Origin of the sequence: Ezakiella peruensis (assembly GCF_900215725.1) — a bacterium.
GTDB lineage: Bacteria > Bacillota > Clostridia > Tissierellales > Peptoniphilaceae > Ezakiella > Ezakiella peruensis.
In genome coordinates this window covers 737,226-752,582 of sequence record NZ_LT962469.1, presented here as the reverse complement: position 1 = coordinate 752,582, position 15,357 = coordinate 737,226, and the positions used below count along the sequence as shown (strand labels likewise).

Sequence of the window (15,357 nt, the reverse complement as noted above, 5' to 3'; positions counted from 1 at the left end):
TCCTTCTTAATCGACTCACCTGTCGGCTACCCCGATTCGTAACATCTTGAAGTAATCATACATCAACCACATATCCATACGGATTTTAAATTGATTTTATCCTTCAATGTTTCTGTCAATGTCGTTTAACACTCTAACAGTCTCCTCAATTATCCAATCTGGAGTTGAAGCCCCAGCGGATACTCCTACTCTATTATACTTGTTAATCTCATATAAATCAAGTGAAAATACGTCTTTTGTTAAATAAAATGGAAAATTATTTTCTTTTAAAATATTTGCTAATTCCTTTGTGTTATTTGAATTTTCTCCACCTAAAACAATTATACAATCTGTAAGATCCATTAACTTTATAATAGCCTGTCTTCGTTTTATTGAAGCATTGCAAATTGTATTTTGTATAAGTAGGTTTTCTTTATTATTTTTAAATTTATTTAAAATATATTCTGTTAAAAGCTTTGATTTTTCAGTATTTAAAGTTGTCTGCATAGTAACAAAATATTTCTTACTTATATCCAGCTTATCAATATCATAAACATCTTCAACAATAATTGTATCGCCAACTTGTGATGCTGTAGCCAAAACTTCAGGATGAGTCTTAGATCCAAATATTAAATTTATATATCCCAACGAATTATATTTATCAATCATTTTATAAATATTTAATAAAACTGGACAGGTAGTATCTATCAAGTTATATTTTTTTGCTAACTCATCTTTTTGGGCCTTAACGGTCCCATGACTTCTTAAAATAAGATTTTTACACTCACAACCGTCAGTGTATTCAACTATGCCAGCATCTTCTATTCTTCTTTGAACATCTTCGTTATGAACAAGTTGACCAATTATAGCAGAATCTTCTGCATTATCTATCGCGAGATCAAAAGCCCTCTTAACTCCAAAGCAAAAACCCAATTCATCAGCTAAGATTACTTGCATCGGCCATCTCCTTAATTTTTATCATAACATCCTTGCTCATTTTATCATAGAGCTCTTTTGAATTTAATTTGCTGTTAGTTTCAGGATAAATAGGATCCCCTACATAAAATTCTACCTTAGAAAATAACTTATATTTTGATTTTATATAAATAGGTTGTATCCCTGTATTTGCTTTATATGCAATTAGTCCAACTCCCGCTTTTGCATCATCAATATTTATATCTTTTTTCCTAGTCCCTTGGGGAAATACTCCCAAAGCTTTATCATCTTTGAGAACATTTATAGAGTCCTTAATTGAACTTAATTCCGGTTTTTTTCTATCCACAGCTATCATATTTAACTTGTTGAACAACCATTTAACTGGTCTAATTTCAAACAATTCTTTTTTAGCCATAAAAATAATTTCTCTAGGAAAATATAAATACATTAAAATAGGATCCCAATTAGACAAGTGATTGGCGCAGAAAATAATAGGCCCATCACAAATAATTTTGTCCTTATTGTGAATCCTTACTCTAAAAAGTATATGTGATAATATTTTTGAAATAAATAAAATAAATTTCATTTAAACTCCATGTATATTAGATAAAATCTCATCAATAGTATCATTAATTTTTTTATTTGAAGTGTTAATTATAATTGCATTTTCAGGGATAGCCAAAGGATCAATATCTCTCTCCTTATCCCTTTTATCCCTAGCTTCAATATCCTTTAGTATTTCTTGGTAACTTTTACCATTAAGCATATCTTTTCTTTTAAGCTGATTGTATCTTCTGCGGGCACGAGTGCTGGCACTTGCATCAATGTAAAATTTATAGTCAGCATCAGGCAAAACTGCTGTGCCAATATCTCTTCCATCAACAATAACAGAATATGCATCTGCAGTTTTTCTAATAATACTATTAACCTTTTCTCTTACATATCTCCTGGTTGCAATTACACTTGACATATTTGTCACGTCTGCAGTTCTTAGTTCGTCTTTAAGATGTTTTCCATTTAAAGATACACCATATTTATTATAACTAATACATATATCTTTAACTTTATCCTTGGCATCTTCAAGGTCAATATTATTTTCAATTAAATAATAAGCAATTGCACGATAAATAGAGCCTGAATCAATATGCATAACTTTAAGTTTTTTTGAAACTTTCTTAGCTAGTGTGCTCTTACCTGACCCGCTAGGGCCATCAAAAGTAATAATCATTTTTCCTCCGCAAATAAATCCGGTCTTAAAGATCTTGTTTTTCCAACGTAAACGTGAGAAACACTTTTAGAAATATCAGCTGTAACAACAAATCTAATGCATTTTTCAAGAGAGTCAGCAACATACTGCTCCTGAACGCATATTATAGGTACATCAACTCCTGCCATCCTGATTCCAGGTCCTGGATATGCTGATGTGATATCTCTTGTTGCTGTAGTTGTAATAGATATAATATCATCTGATGAAATATCGTTAAGCTTAAGTATTTCTTTCATCAAATAGCAAGAAGCTTTATTAACTTCATCAGTAGTATCATTTTCTATGGTAATAGCTCCTCGTATAATCTTCATAATTCCTCCGATATTGATTTAAAAGCCTTATAAGCAGTTGAAAATGCGATTTGTAAATTATATCCACCAGTATTGGCAGCTACATCAATTATTTCTCCAGCAAAATAAAGACCAGGCACTAAGTTAGACTCCATTGTTTTTGGATTAATCTCTCTAACATTAATGCCTCCATCGGTAATAACTGCTTCATTGTACCCTCTTCTAGATAAAACTTTAAACTCTAGATTTTTAATAAGTTCAAGCAATCTTTTTCTTTCATTAAGGGTTATCTGATTAACTTTTTTATCTTCGTCAATTCCAGACCTTTTTACAATATAATTAATAATAGACTTAGGCAATAATTTATCTAGAGAATTCTTAAATGACTTATTAATATTCTGATCAAAATCACGCAATAACCTGTTATCTAGTTTTGTATTATCAAGACCAGGTTTTAAATCGATAGATATCATATCGCCTTCTTCTACATAAGAACTTAGGGTTAAAATAGTCGGCCCACTTATGCCATAATGAGTAAACAATAATTCTCCAAATTCAGACATATGCCTATTCTTTGAATATAAACTTACATTTACATTTCTTAATGATAGGCCCATAAGCTCTTTATCATCATCTAAATTAACATTTAAACCAACAAGAGCTGGTTTTGTCGATGTAATAGTGTGCCCAAAACTCTTGGCAAACTTATATCCATCTCCAGTTGACCCTGTCATTGGATATGATAGCCCACCGGTTGCAATTAATAATTTTTTTGAGGTGTACTTGCCTTTATTTGTCTCTACATTAAAACAATTATCTTTTGACACACTTAAAACATTTTCACTAAATGCAAAGTCAGCTTTAGATTTCTTATATAAGGCATTAATAACATCTGTGGACTTATCAGTAAAGGGGAAGACACGTCCTCCCCTTTCAGTTTTTGTATTTAAACCTTTTTGCTTCAAATAATCCAATAAATCATAATTTGTAAATTCATAAAAAGACGAAAATAAAAATTTGTTGTTTGAAAAAACTTCGTCAAAGAATTCATTTATTGGTCTTGAATTTGTAATATTGCATCTACCCTTACCTGTTATTTTTAGCTTCTTGCCAGGCTTTTCATTTTTTTCAATAATTAAAATCTTTTGATTTTCACTTACCATTGAAGCAACTAGTAGACCGCTGGCGCCAGCACCGATAACAATAAGATCATAAATCATTATTCAGCAACAATTCTTGATAGATTTAAAATTCCATTAGACTCTGAAAAATAAATATAAATTGTCTTATCAGAGCCCTTTAGTTCAGCTCTATATTCTCTTGGATTATCAACTGTAACAATTGTCTTTGTATATTTTAAACCTTCATAGGTTTTTCCTTCATCGCGAACCATTCTAAAAGCATTTTGATAGTCTGCATTGAAATTTTCTATTGCTGCAGTAAATGTTTCTTCTGATTCATATGCTCCTGTGTAAATATTTTTAATTACTTCCACAATATTATCTAAGAATGGAATATTTACAATTTTTTCTTCTTCAGTTGGAGTTTTTACAGCATTTAGTTCCTTATAATCATTTAAATAAGATTCATATAGGTTAGCTTTGTTGGCTTCAATTTGTGTTCTAAGTTGAGCCACAGTCTTATCATCTTTTGTTAAAGCAATTTGATCTAACATTTTTTCAGTGATAAAATTAAATTTTTCGTCTTCGGTTAATACAATCGATGCTAGTTCATTAGCAATTTGCATCTTTTCTTCTTCTTTTAATGTAGCAACTTTTCTAGCATTAATATCTCCGTCACTAAATAATTTACATCCTGTAGTAAATACCATAGCTGTAGCTACTACTGCAACTAAAATCCTTCTTTTCATAATTACCTCCCTAAATCATTCTGTGTCAAATATATTATATTTTTTCCACAGGTCTTCCATTTGAGATAGGCTATTGATTGTATTTTGCCTATTGCTCATGCTTATATCAACTATAATCCCATTTATTATCGCCATAGGAACTACGAGCGAATCTACAAAAAACAACAAATTATTATTTGCTGCAATTGATAAATCGGACATTTTTGATAATTTATTTGAATCATTATCTGTTAATGATGCTATTTTAACATTCTTATCTTTGGCATGCTGTACAACTTCTAACATCAATCTAGTATATCTTGGATAGCTGATTACAAATAATAAATCATTTTCATCTGCATCTACCATTTCTTCAAAAATTGTTGTTTCATTTTCTCCCAGCAAGCATACATTGTCAAGTAAAATTTTTAAATAAAAATTAAAATACGAAGCTAGAAAATGAGAAGTCCTACATCCTAGCAAATATATTTTTCTAGCAGTTAAAAAATTTTCAACAATTTCCTTTACTGTAGATTTGTCAATAAGTTCTAACTTTTTTAAATAAGAAATCTCTGAACTAACCGAGCTGTAAATAGAGCTTGTATATGCATCTACTTCAGAAAAAATATTCATCCTATCTATCGATGTAGATGTGCTTTTTACATCATCGATTATAATTTCTTTTAGATCTCTGTATCCTTCAAAGCCTAATTCTTGAGCGAACCTAACAATTGTAGATTCGCTAAGTTTGAGTTTGCAAGCCAAATCTTTAGCTGTCATATCAACCATCTCATTAGAATTTAGAATGATAAAATCAGCAATTTTTTGTTGACCTTTACTAAGATTTTCATATTTCTCATAAATTAAGTTTTTTAACTTCTTTTCATTTATTGCCATGAATCTTTAGTAGCTCCTTAACATATTTTAACTCATTTTTATCAAATTGTCTATACTTCCCCTCTGTAAGTCCGTTCAGACTAATTTCTCCATGCTTAGTTCTAATTAATCGATTTACAGTAAAATTAAACTTTTCAAACATCCTTCTAATTTGTCGATTACGCCCTTCATAAATTTGAATTTCTAATTTTGTTTGATACTTATTTCTACTTTTGACATTTATAATACATTTTTGAGTAAGACCATCTTCGAGCTTAACTCCATTTTCAATTTCCTTAATAATTCTATCAGGAACATAAACATTTATATAAACCAAATATGTTTTTTTAATTTGAAAAGATGGATGCGTCATGATATTTGTAAATTCACCATCATCTGTTAAAATGATCAATCCTTCGCTATCTAGATCAAGTCTACCGACATATTGAAGTTTCTTATTATAATTAATTAAATCCACTGCAAGCTTATCATGGTAAATGTCAGAATTAGATGATAGATATCCTCTAGGTTTATATAAAGCGAAGTATACATTTCCTGGACTTAACTGAATTGTTTTACCATCAATTTTTACATAATCATTTTCTCCTACATCATGACCTATATTCTTTATTATCTCACCATTGACCGTAACAAGGCCTGATTTAATAATTTCATCAGCTTTTCTTCTTGAGGAGTACCCTGAATTAGAAATAAATTTATTAAGCCTCATTTGAATTTCCTACCTCATTATTCTTATAATTTACATCACTAGAAATAGATTCTACATTATCCTCGTCTTCTTCTACTGGATCCATTTCAATTATATCGTCAAAATCAATTTCTGTGATCTTTAATAGCTCAAGGATTTCTTCCTTATCGACAAGTTCTGGTAAATAATTTAAATTTTCAATCTCAAATGACTTTAAAAATTTATCTGTAGTCTTATAAACTATAGGTCTACCTGGCTGATTTAAATTTCCAGCTTCTCTTATTAGTCCTCTATCTAATAGAGTCCTAACAGATCCATCACTTTTAACACCTCTAATTTGCTCAATTACAGACTTGGTTGTTGGTTGTAAGTATGCGATAATGCTAAGAGTTTCCATTGCTGCATTCGATAAGTTTCTCTTCTTTTGCTTTACACCAAAATCAGAGATTATTTTATTATATTCTGGATTGGAATTTAGCTGAACCGATTTACCAATAATTTGAATCCTTAAACCCCTATCATTATATTCATTTTTTAATTCATAAATAATGTCTTCAACAATAGATTTTTCAATATCAAAATATTTAGATATTTCGCTAATTTCAATCATATCGCCCCAGGCAAAAAGTAAAGCCTCAATTGAATTTTTATATTTTATTCTGTCTTCACACACTTTAAACCTCTTTTAAATCTTGCTTAAGTAAATATCTGTAAATGCTGATTCCTGCTTACAAACAATTAATCCGCTATTTAATAATTCTAGAATTGCTAAAAATGCAGTAATTAGATATTCACGATTTTTATTATTAGATATTTTTCTTAAAGAAACATCATTATCTTTAAGCAAAATATTTTTTATATCCTCGACCAGATCTTCAGTCTTATATCTTTCTTTGACTATTAAAATTTCATTGCTTTCCAGGGCTTGCTTTTTATTGTTAATCAAGCTTTCAAATGTATTGAACAAATTATTCTTATTATAGCTAATTGTATATACAACATTAGTATTAAATACATCTTCATCTAAATTTTTATCATAAGATAATAAATTATTATCAAATAAAGCAAACAAGTCAGCTTGAGTCATCTTAAATCGATTGTAAACAATCAGTTGCTCAACAAGATTAACCCTAGGATCATCATCCCCTTCATCTTTAGATGGAAGCATCATTTTCGTTTTTATATTTAATAAAGTGGCCGCCAAATATAAAAATTCAACTTGAATTTCTATGCCCATATCTGCATTTTGTCTAAGAGTATCCAAATACTCCTGTGTAATAAAATTTATTGGAATATCGTAGATGTTAACTTCATTCTTTTTGATTAAATCTAATAATAAATCCAAAGGACCTGAATAATCGTCTAATTTTACCAGTATATTTTGGCTCATGATAACATCCAATTCATCGTGGACATTACTAAATGTCCTAAAACATCTGAGATTGATCCACTAAATATTAATACTACAAGCAATAACTGTGTATATCTCGAATACTTTTGAACCTCATAGGCAGTTCTAGGACTAAAAAATGATAGCAAGATATTAGAGCCATCAAGAGGTGGCAATGGTATTAGATTAAAAAATGCTAAGTTAAGATTAATAAGCATAGACATTACCAAAAAAGTATAAATATATGAATTTGTACTTACTACATTATTTTTAATTATAATTGCACAAATAAATGCAAATAGAAAATTTACAACAATCCCTGCTATGCTGACCAAAAACATACCTAAATTATAATTTTTAAAATTCCCTGGATTAACAGGAACTGGCTTTGCCCAACCAAATTTAAAAATAAATAGTGAAATCAATCCTATTGGGTCAAGGTGATTGAAAGGATTAAGTGAAACCCTCCCCATATCCTTGGCACTCCTATCACCTACAGCCATGGCTGCTAAAGCGTGAGCCGATTCGTGAATAACAATAGCTAGTACAAGCGCAGGAGCATATCTTAAAAAACTTAATATCGCGTCCATTAAATCACCTTTAAAATTCTGTCGGTGGATTGCTTGCTATTATTGAGTTCGTAAGATCCTTTAATAAATTCCTCAATATCTTTAAAATCTTTTTCTGTATAAATTGAATAAAGTATATCACCTTTGTTCACTTTATCACCGTGAACTTTATTAAATTTTATTCCAGCACCATGATCTATAGCATCTTCTTTAGTTTTTCTACCTGCACCACACATTAATGATAAATAACCGATAGCATGTGCATCATAATCTATATAACCATCAGCATCTGCTAATACGTCATATTTATTTTTTGATAAACTAGCCTCAATGTTATCAAAGAAGCTTGCATCGCCATCTTGCCATTTGACAAGTTCCACAAACTTATTATATGCAGAACCATTGTCAATTAATTCTTCGCATTCTTTAATAATCTCTTCAAGAGATTTGGATGGATATAAAAGTTGTATTGATTCAGCTGCAAATCTAATGGACATATCATAAACTTCTTCTTTTAAATTTCCTTTTAATACATCTACAACTTCCATTATTTCCAATGAGTTACCGACGCATCTGCCTATTGGGTTGTTCATATCTGTAAGCACAACACTGATATCTCTTTTATTTTTATCGGCAATGAATTTAAATATTCTAGCAAGTTCTGTTGCTGATTCTAGATCCTTCATAAAAGCACCCTTACCAACTTTTAAATCTATGCAAAGCGCTTTATTTTTTATAGCCAATTTTTTGCTCATTATTGACGAGGCTATTAGTGGATAAGAATCAATCGTAGCTGTAACATCTCTTAAAGCATATATTACTTTATCAGCTGGAGCTAAATCATTTGTTTGTGCAGCTAAAACAAGACCAATTTCTTCTGCTTGCTTTTCAATTTCTGCTTGGTCAAGATAAATATTAAAACCTGGTATACTTTCAAGTTTATCAAGTGTACCGCCGGTAATACCTAAGCCTCTGCCACTCATCTTAACAACTGGCACTCCATAAGCAGCAAGAATTGGTGTTATAACTAATGTAAGCTTATCACCAACTCCACCTGTAGAATGCTTGTCAACTGAATGTTCACTAATGGCTTCTATATACTCGACGCTACCGTTGTTAACCATACTCATGGTTAAGTTGTATGTCTCTTCATCAGTCATCCCATTGATATATGTTGCCATCAAAAAAGCCGATAATTGATAATCAGGTAATGACCCATCGACAATTTTTTTAACAACAAAATCTATCTCATCAGCATTTAAATAAAGTCCATCCCTTTTCTTTTCAAGAATTGAAATAAAATCCATTAAACCAACCCCTTTGCAATGTAATATGCAACAACAGTTTTCATGTCAATAATTTCTAGATCATCAATCATCTTTCCTAATTTATCCAAGTCTATATATTCTACTTCTAGATTTTCTTTTTGCTCACCCTTTTCAAATGGTCCTTTAGCTAAAAAGAAATTAATTTTTTCAGTAGAATATCCAGGAGAACTAAACAAAGAATAAACCAGCTCAACATCAGATGCGATTATGCCTGTTTCCTCTGTTAATTCTCTTTTAGCAGCCTCAATAGGTGTTTCGCCAGCATCTACCATTCCAGCAGGTATTTCATATATTACATCATTAACAGTATTTCTAAAATGTTTAATCAATAAAAGCTTTCCATCTTGGACTAAAATTATTGCTGAAGCATCAAGGTGTTCAACAATTTCCCTTTTTGAATATTTTCTATCAGGCAACTCAACTGAATCTAATCTTAAATTTAGAATCTTACCTTCATAAATCTTATCGCTTTTTATGGTCTTTTCATATAAATCTGACATTTAATCCCTCTTTTCATTTAACAATTCTTCAGCGTTTTTTAAAGTAGCTTCGCTGATTACATCACCACTTAATAACCTTGCAATCTCTTCGATTCTTTCATCTCTATTTAGCTCTCTAATTTGTGTTTGAGTCTCATCAGCGTCATTAAACTTTTGAATTTTGAAATGAACATCAGCTTTGGCAATAATTTGTGGTAAATGTGAAATTAAAATAACCTGTCTAGTCTTTGATAAATCTAAAAGTCTATTACCTACAGCGTTTGCCGCTTTTCCACTTAAACCAGAATCTATTTCATCAAAGATAAGAGTTTTATTGGTCTCATCATTTGCAAAAATCTTTTTTATAGCAAGCATAAACCTACTCATTTCACCACCTGAAATTATCTCTCTTAGTGGTTTTAAATTTGCACCCTTATTAGTTATAGCCATAAAATCAATTTTATCTATTCCATCTATGCTGGGAAACTTCTCTTCAAAAGAAACCGTGAAGTAGATATTATTCATATCCAAATGCTTTAACTCGTCCATTAATTTCCCTTCAAAAATTTTAGCATTCTCTTTTCTTAAATTAGAAAGCTGGTTAGAAATTTTATTGTATTCGCTCTGTAAAGAATCTACCTCATCTTGCTTTGCTTTAATATTGTCTTCTATATGCTTTAAACTTTTTAAATTATCTTGTAAGACACCTCTATAACTGATTATCTCAGAAACATCTTTATTGTATTTTTTCTTAATAGCTTGGATACATGATAATCTAAAGTTTATTTGTTCGAGTCTTGACTCATCAAAATCAACACTCATATAATCGTCAAGCGAATCAGAAATATCTTCTACTTCATAAATAACGCTTTGCAATCTCTTTGCAAGTTCTGATATCGATTCATCAAAAACTTCTATTTTTCCTAGTGAAGATACAGTATCATTTAATGAGCTCAATGCTCCAGTACCTGTTTCAAAATCTCCAGCGATAGAATTTTTTGCGTTAATAATAGAATTATATATAAGCTGATAGTTTTCCAATTTATTTAACTCTTCTTTTAAAGAGCTCTCTTCACCCTCTTTTAATTCCAGGGCTTCTATTTCATTTATTTGAAATTCCAAATAGTCCATTTCTTGGTTAATGTTTTCAGATGTTTTTATCAGCTTATCGAGTTCTTGCTGGGCAGCTCTTTGCTTTTTAAACAAGTCTTCAACTTGACTCTTTATGTTAATGGTTTCATCGCTTAAAGAATCTATCATGGGCAAATAGTTGTCTGTATCTAAAAGAATCTGATGCTCATATTGTCCATAAATATTGCAAATCTGATTTGCAATCAGCTTTAAATTGTTTATAGTAACAGAAAAACCATTAATCCTTGATACGGATGGATATTCTAAAAATATATCTCGTCTAATAGTAAAAGTCTCATCATCTGTATAAACGCCTAAATCTTTTAGTGTAGGAATAATTTCTTCATTCACAGAGAAAGTCGCCTCTATAACTGCATGGTCTTCACCAGATTTTATCATATTCTTAGAAGCTCTTTCACCAAGACAAACACTTAGAGCTTCAAATACAATAGATTTACCAGCACCAGTTTCCCCACTTAAAATATTTAATCCACGTTTAAACATAACTCTTGAATTTTTTATTAATGCAAAATTATTAATATTTAATTCTAAAAGCATGAGCTCCTCCAATTAGTTGTTTATAAATTCCTTATTAAATAATACATCAGTTATCTCTTTATACCCATTAACGGACGCATCTAATTCAGATAAAGACTTATAAATGCTGTCTATATTATTTTTGCAATCGTTAATTATTTTCTGGCACTCTTCTTTTGAAATTTTATAGATGCCATCTTCATCACTTCTATCATCTATAGCTTGAAATCCCTGACCAATATTTATTGATAAATTCGCCAATAAATTTAATTCTCTTTCACCTAATCCTAAGTACAATCCACTACCGTAAATTGCACACTCAAATAAGGCAACAGTCTTTCCATTTATAGTTTTAAAATAATCTTCTTTAGTTGCCTTCGCTTCACATTCAAAAGCCTGACCCCCAATCATTCCCAAAGCCCCTGCTTTGTTGAATAAAAATTTGTAGGCACGAACTTTATTTATGTCATTGTCAACCATAAGATCATCAAAAGAAATTTCTGCTGCAAAATTTAAAAGACCATCGCCTGCAAGTAAGGCACTAGTCTCTCCATAAACTACATGGGTTGTTTTCTTTCCTCTCCTATAGTCATCATTATCCATACACGGTAAATCGTCATGAACAAGTGAGAACTCGTGAATCATCTCAAGAGCTGCTGCATAAGGATATATTAACTTTGGATCAATATCAAATGCATTAGCTGTAAGCAAAGAAAACTTAGGGCGCAACCTTTTGCCCCCTCTTTTAATTGAATATATCATAGCTGACTTTAAGCTGTCACTTGAAATCTCCATTTTTTCAAGTGTGAAAATTAAATACTCTTCAAAATTAGAAAAATCCATCTTAAAACTCAAGGTCTTCCTCTGAATCAATGCTATCATCTTCAATCAAGATTTCAAAATTCTTCTCACAATCATCAATATAATCTTCACATTTTTTTATTAATGTTTTTGCTTCTAAAAATAGATTGTAGCTTTCGTTTAACGGAATATCATCTGACTCGAGAAGCTCTATTATTTCATTTATTCTGTTTAAGCCATCCTCGTAATTAAAGTTTTCCATATACTCCTCCTAAATAATTTCAGAAATCAGACTGCCTTTATCAAAAATAGTTTTTAGTTTGTCGCCCTTATTGTAACTAGACTTTTCGGATAATAACTTACCATCCTCATCAACAGTTATGGTATAACCTTTCTTTAAAAGTTTTTGTGTGTCAAATGGTATTAATTGAGACGAATAGTCCTTAAGTTGATTCTTGTATTTTAAAATCATTAACCTCATGGATTGATTTAAAGTTCTATTTTTTTCTAATAACTGAGCCTTATTATTTTTTAATTTTTTAATAGGTGATTTTAGATTAATTATATTTTCAAGCGCTTTAAGATTTTTACGCTCATCATTGAAATAAATAAAATAGTTATTAATCATCAATTCAAGCCTGTCTTCTAAATTATAAATATCTTGATAAATATCTGGAGAGATAAGTTCCGCGGCGGCTGTAGGGGTAGCAGCTCTTAAATCAGCAACGAAATCAGTAATTAAAAAATCAGGTTCGTGTCCAATTGCAGAAACTGTGGGGTGAATTGACTCGGCTAATTTGCGTGCAATTTTTTCATTATTAAAGACAGCTAATTCCTCGTAGCTTCCTCCACCTCTTGTCAAGACAACAACATCAAGATCTTTAGAATTAAAATAATCGATAGCCCTACATACTTCATTTACAGTTTCTACGCCTTGAACATGCACTGGATACAAATAAATATTTGCTAAAGGATACCTCCTTTTAATTACAGAAATGAAATCTCTAAGCGCTGATCCCGATGGGGATGTAATAAGACCAATATTTTTTGGCTTTAAAGGGAGTGGCCTTTTTGTAATATCAAAAAGTCCTTCTTTTTCCAACTGCTCTTTCAGCTGTAAAAATTTTATATATAAATCTCCTAATCCCTGAACTTTTGCATCGGACACAATAAATTGATACTGGCCTGCTCTTTCATAAACATCAATTCTACCCTCTAATGTAACACTGTCGCCTTCTTTAAAAGGTATTTCATCATATTTACTAAGTATATTAAAAAAAACACATCTAATTCTGGAATCCTCATCTTTTAATTCAAAATATAGATGTCCATTTTTAGATGGTTCTTTAAAGGCACAAACCTCCCCTTCAATAGCAATAGACCTTAGGTTAATATCATTTACTAAGATATTCTTGATGTAGTTATTTATTGCAGATACACTAAACTCAATCATTCATAGACCTCGATATTTTACCTAAAAGTGAATTTACAACTTTATAGGAATCTACTTCTGAATATATTTTAGAAATTTCAACCGCTTCGTTTATCGCCACTCCAATTGGTATGTCCAAATATTTAATTTCTACGAGTGCCAGCCTTACAATACACTTGTCTAGAAGAGGAATTCTGTTAAATTTATAATTTTTTTCTTCTCTATTAATAATATCCTCAATATTATCTTTGTTATCCAGATACTCTAAAAGCAACTCATATGTATACGACATAGAGTCTTTTTCAATATTATTGTTTATTGCATAGTTATCAATAAATTCAGTATTAAACTGATTATTTATTTCCATAGCATATAAAATTTTTATAGCTTCTTCACGATGTTTTTTTCTGTTTTCTATTCTCATAATATCATCTTAAAAAAAGCCCTTATCTAAGGGCTTTATGCATTCACTTTCTCTTTAAAGTTAGAATCTGTGTTTAAACTTGTAACTAAAACATTAACATATTCTACTTCTAAGTTTGTCATAGATTCTACTGAGTTTTTAACGTTTTTTTGAATTTCTCTACATGTGTTTTCAATATCAACACCATAGTTAAGCTCAACTGCAATTTCCAAATTGATAATATCTTCAGCAATATTTACCTTAACACCTTGACTTTGTTTATTTGAGAAGATATCAGTAAATGTTTCAGTAACAGTTTTTACTGTTTTACAAACACCATCGATTTCTTCTGTAGCAAGTCTAGCGATATTAGCAATAACATTTTCCGAAATAGTAACATTGCCCTGAACTATGCTTGTGTTTTCATTATTATTCATAATTCCTCCTAGAAGTTAAAACTAAAAATTATCTGATTCATCGGATGATTCGTTGTCATCTTCATCCCAATTTAAATCATCCCAATCGTCGTCATCTTCATCGAAGCAATAATCATCGTCATCTTCAAATAGCATTTCTAGCTCAGCTAAATCATCATCGAGCATTTCAACATAATTTTCTAGGCTTTGAAAATCAGAGTTTAAAAAATCTACTTCATTAGCCATGTCTTCCATGCAATCTAGCATTTCTAAAACAATTTTTTCAAGCTTGCTATCTTCACCTGTTAATCCATAGCCTTCTGCTAAACCTTTTAAGTATGATACTTTTTTAATAGTCATAACTCCTCCTTTTTATACTCTAGATAAGTATTCTCCAGTTCTGGTATCTATCTTCAAGACGTCTCCACTTTCAACAAATAGTGGAACTTGTAATGAAAAACCAGTTTCTACAGTTGCTGATTTTGTGGCTGAGCTTGATGTATCTCCTTTTACTCCTGGTTCAGTTTCTGTAACCTTAAGTTCCACAAAGTTTGGAGCTAGGACTTCAAATGGTTTTCCATCAAAAAATCTAATGGTAGCTGTATCATTTTCTCTTAAAAATTGAAGAGCTTCTTCCACTGCATCTTTGCCAAGTGGCATTTGTTCGTATGTTTCATTATCCATAAAATAATACAATTCACCATCATTATATAAGTATTGCATTTCTTTTGTTTGAATATTGGCCTTTTCGTATCTATCTGATGGGTTGAAGTTTAATTCACGTGTGCCACCTTTAACAACATTTCTGATTTTAGTACTTACAAATGCAGCACCCTTACCTGGCTTTACGTGTTGGAAATCAAGAACTTGCCAAACATCTCCATCCATTACAAAAGTAACACCTTTTCTAAATTCACCTGCTGATATCATAATTAACCTCCCGTTTCTTATACAGATATTTTAAC

Annotated in this window: 21 protein-coding genes; all 21 read right to left on the bottom strand. The window is 30.7% G+C overall.

Annotated features, from left to right (window positions below):
- Positions 1-96 precede the first annotated feature (96 nt).
- The 21 genes from ispH to efp are packed head-to-tail and all read right to left on the bottom strand — an operon-like array spanning position 97 to position 15,322.
- Entirely contained in the window at positions 97-936 is an 840-nt protein-coding gene (ispH, locus tag CUU59_RS03690) for a 4-hydroxy-3-methylbut-2-enyl diphosphate reductase (protein WP_099950655.1), read from the bottom strand.
- A complete protein-coding gene (locus tag CUU59_RS03685) occupies positions 917-1,501 on the bottom strand; it encodes a lysophospholipid acyltransferase family protein (RefSeq protein WP_099950654.1) in 585 nt (194 codons plus the stop codon). The genes ispH and CUU59_RS03685 overlap by 20 nt, the downstream gene beginning before the upstream one ends.
- Positions 1,502-2,143, bottom strand: a complete 642-nt coding sequence (gene cmk / locus CUU59_RS03680; protein ID WP_099950653.1) for a (d)CMP kinase — start codon at positions 2,141-2,143, stop codon at positions 1,502-1,504.
- Positions 2,140-2,493, bottom strand: coding sequence for a chorismate mutase (aroH, locus tag CUU59_RS03675; protein WP_099950652.1), 354 nt, complete (start codon positions 2,491-2,493; stop codon positions 2,140-2,142). The genes cmk and aroH overlap by 4 nt, the downstream gene beginning before the upstream one ends.
- Positions 2,490-3,692, bottom strand: coding sequence for a BaiN/RdsA family NAD(P)/FAD-dependent oxidoreductase (locus tag CUU59_RS03670; RefSeq protein ID WP_342747445.1), 1,203 nt, complete (start codon positions 3,690-3,692; stop codon positions 2,490-2,492). The genes aroH and CUU59_RS03670 overlap by 4 nt, the downstream gene beginning before the upstream one ends.
- Positions 3,692-4,342: a hypothetical protein gene (locus tag CUU59_RS03665; RefSeq protein WP_099950651.1), complete on the bottom strand. Its 651-nt coding sequence runs from the start codon at positions 4,340-4,342 to the stop codon at positions 3,692-3,694. Before CUU59_RS03665 ends, CUU59_RS03670 begins: the two co-directional genes overlap by 1 nt.
- 15 nt (positions 4,343-4,357) lie before the next feature.
- Positions 4,358-5,218, bottom strand: coding sequence for a MurR/RpiR family transcriptional regulator (locus CUU59_RS03660; protein WP_099950650.1), 861 nt, complete (start codon positions 5,216-5,218; stop codon positions 4,358-4,360).
- Positions 5,205-5,927 carry a pseudouridine synthase gene (locus CUU59_RS03655; protein ID WP_099950649.1) on the bottom strand — a complete coding sequence of 241 codons (723 nt, stop codon included), beginning with the start codon at positions 5,925-5,927 and terminating at the stop codon, positions 5,205-5,207. Before CUU59_RS03655 ends, CUU59_RS03660 begins: the two co-directional genes overlap by 14 nt.
- On the bottom strand, positions 5,917-6,579 hold the full coding sequence (gene scpB / locus CUU59_RS03650) for an SMC-Scp complex subunit ScpB (protein WP_099950648.1): 663 nt from the start codon (positions 6,577-6,579) through the stop codon (positions 5,917-5,919). Before scpB ends, CUU59_RS03655 begins: the two co-directional genes overlap by 11 nt.
- Before the next feature lie 12 nt (positions 6,580-6,591).
- Positions 6,592-7,296 (bottom strand): segregation and condensation protein A, encoded by a 705-nt coding sequence (locus tag CUU59_RS03645; RefSeq protein WP_099950647.1) that lies wholly within the window; start codon positions 7,294-7,296, stop codon positions 6,592-6,594.
- Positions 7,293-7,886, bottom strand: a complete 594-nt coding sequence (locus tag CUU59_RS03640; protein WP_099950646.1) for a site-2 protease family protein — start codon at positions 7,884-7,886, stop codon at positions 7,293-7,295. The genes CUU59_RS03645 and CUU59_RS03640 overlap by 4 nt, the downstream gene beginning before the upstream one ends.
- On the bottom strand, positions 7,886-9,172 hold the full coding sequence (locus CUU59_RS03635; protein ID WP_099950645.1) for a thymidine phosphorylase: 1,287 nt from the start codon (positions 9,170-9,172) through the stop codon (positions 7,886-7,888). The genes CUU59_RS03640 and CUU59_RS03635 overlap by 1 nt, the downstream gene beginning before the upstream one ends.
- Positions 9,172-9,693 carry an NUDIX hydrolase gene (locus tag CUU59_RS03630; RefSeq protein WP_099950644.1) on the bottom strand — a complete coding sequence of 174 codons (522 nt, stop codon included), beginning with the start codon at positions 9,691-9,693 and terminating at the stop codon, positions 9,172-9,174. Before CUU59_RS03630 ends, CUU59_RS03635 begins: the two co-directional genes overlap by 1 nt.
- The gene (gene recN, locus CUU59_RS03625) at positions 9,694-11,361 is read right to left on the bottom strand and encodes a DNA repair protein RecN (RefSeq protein WP_099950643.1); all 1,668 of its coding nucleotides are present in this window, start codon (positions 11,359-11,361) and stop codon (positions 9,694-9,696) included.
- Between the two features lie 12 nt (positions 11,362-11,373).
- Positions 11,374-12,183 carry a polyprenyl synthetase family protein gene (locus CUU59_RS03620; RefSeq protein ID WP_169922847.1) on the bottom strand — a complete coding sequence of 270 codons (810 nt, stop codon included), beginning with the start codon at positions 12,181-12,183 and terminating at the stop codon, positions 11,374-11,376.
- A 1-nt stretch (position 12,184) separates the two neighbouring features.
- Complete coding sequence (xseB, locus tag CUU59_RS03615; RefSeq protein ID WP_099950641.1) at positions 12,185-12,403, bottom strand: exodeoxyribonuclease VII small subunit; 219 nt, start codon at positions 12,401-12,403, stop codon at positions 12,185-12,187.
- Between the two features lie 9 nt (positions 12,404-12,412).
- Positions 12,413-13,594 carry an exodeoxyribonuclease VII large subunit gene (gene xseA, locus CUU59_RS03610; RefSeq protein ID WP_099950640.1) on the bottom strand — a complete coding sequence of 394 codons (1,182 nt, stop codon included), beginning with the start codon at positions 13,592-13,594 and terminating at the stop codon, positions 12,413-12,415.
- The gene (gene nusB, locus CUU59_RS03605) at positions 13,587-13,997 is read right to left on the bottom strand and encodes a transcription antitermination factor NusB (protein WP_099950639.1); all 411 of its coding nucleotides are present in this window, start codon (positions 13,995-13,997) and stop codon (positions 13,587-13,589) included. Before nusB ends, xseA begins: the two co-directional genes overlap by 8 nt.
- 35 nt (positions 13,998-14,032) lie before the next feature.
- Positions 14,033-14,413 (bottom strand): Asp23/Gls24 family envelope stress response protein, encoded by a 381-nt coding sequence (locus CUU59_RS03600; RefSeq protein WP_099950638.1) that lies wholly within the window; start codon positions 14,411-14,413, stop codon positions 14,033-14,035.
- Positions 14,414-14,434: 21 nt separating this feature from the next.
- Positions 14,435-14,752, bottom strand: a complete 318-nt coding sequence (locus CUU59_RS03595) for a CD1247 N-terminal domain-containing protein (RefSeq protein WP_099950637.1) — start codon at positions 14,750-14,752, stop codon at positions 14,435-14,437.
- A gap of 12 nt (positions 14,753-14,764) precedes the next feature.
- Complete coding sequence (gene efp / locus CUU59_RS03590; RefSeq protein ID WP_099950636.1) at positions 14,765-15,322, bottom strand: elongation factor P; 558 nt, start codon at positions 15,320-15,322, stop codon at positions 14,765-14,767.
- Between the last annotated feature and the right edge of the window lie 35 nt (positions 15,323-15,357).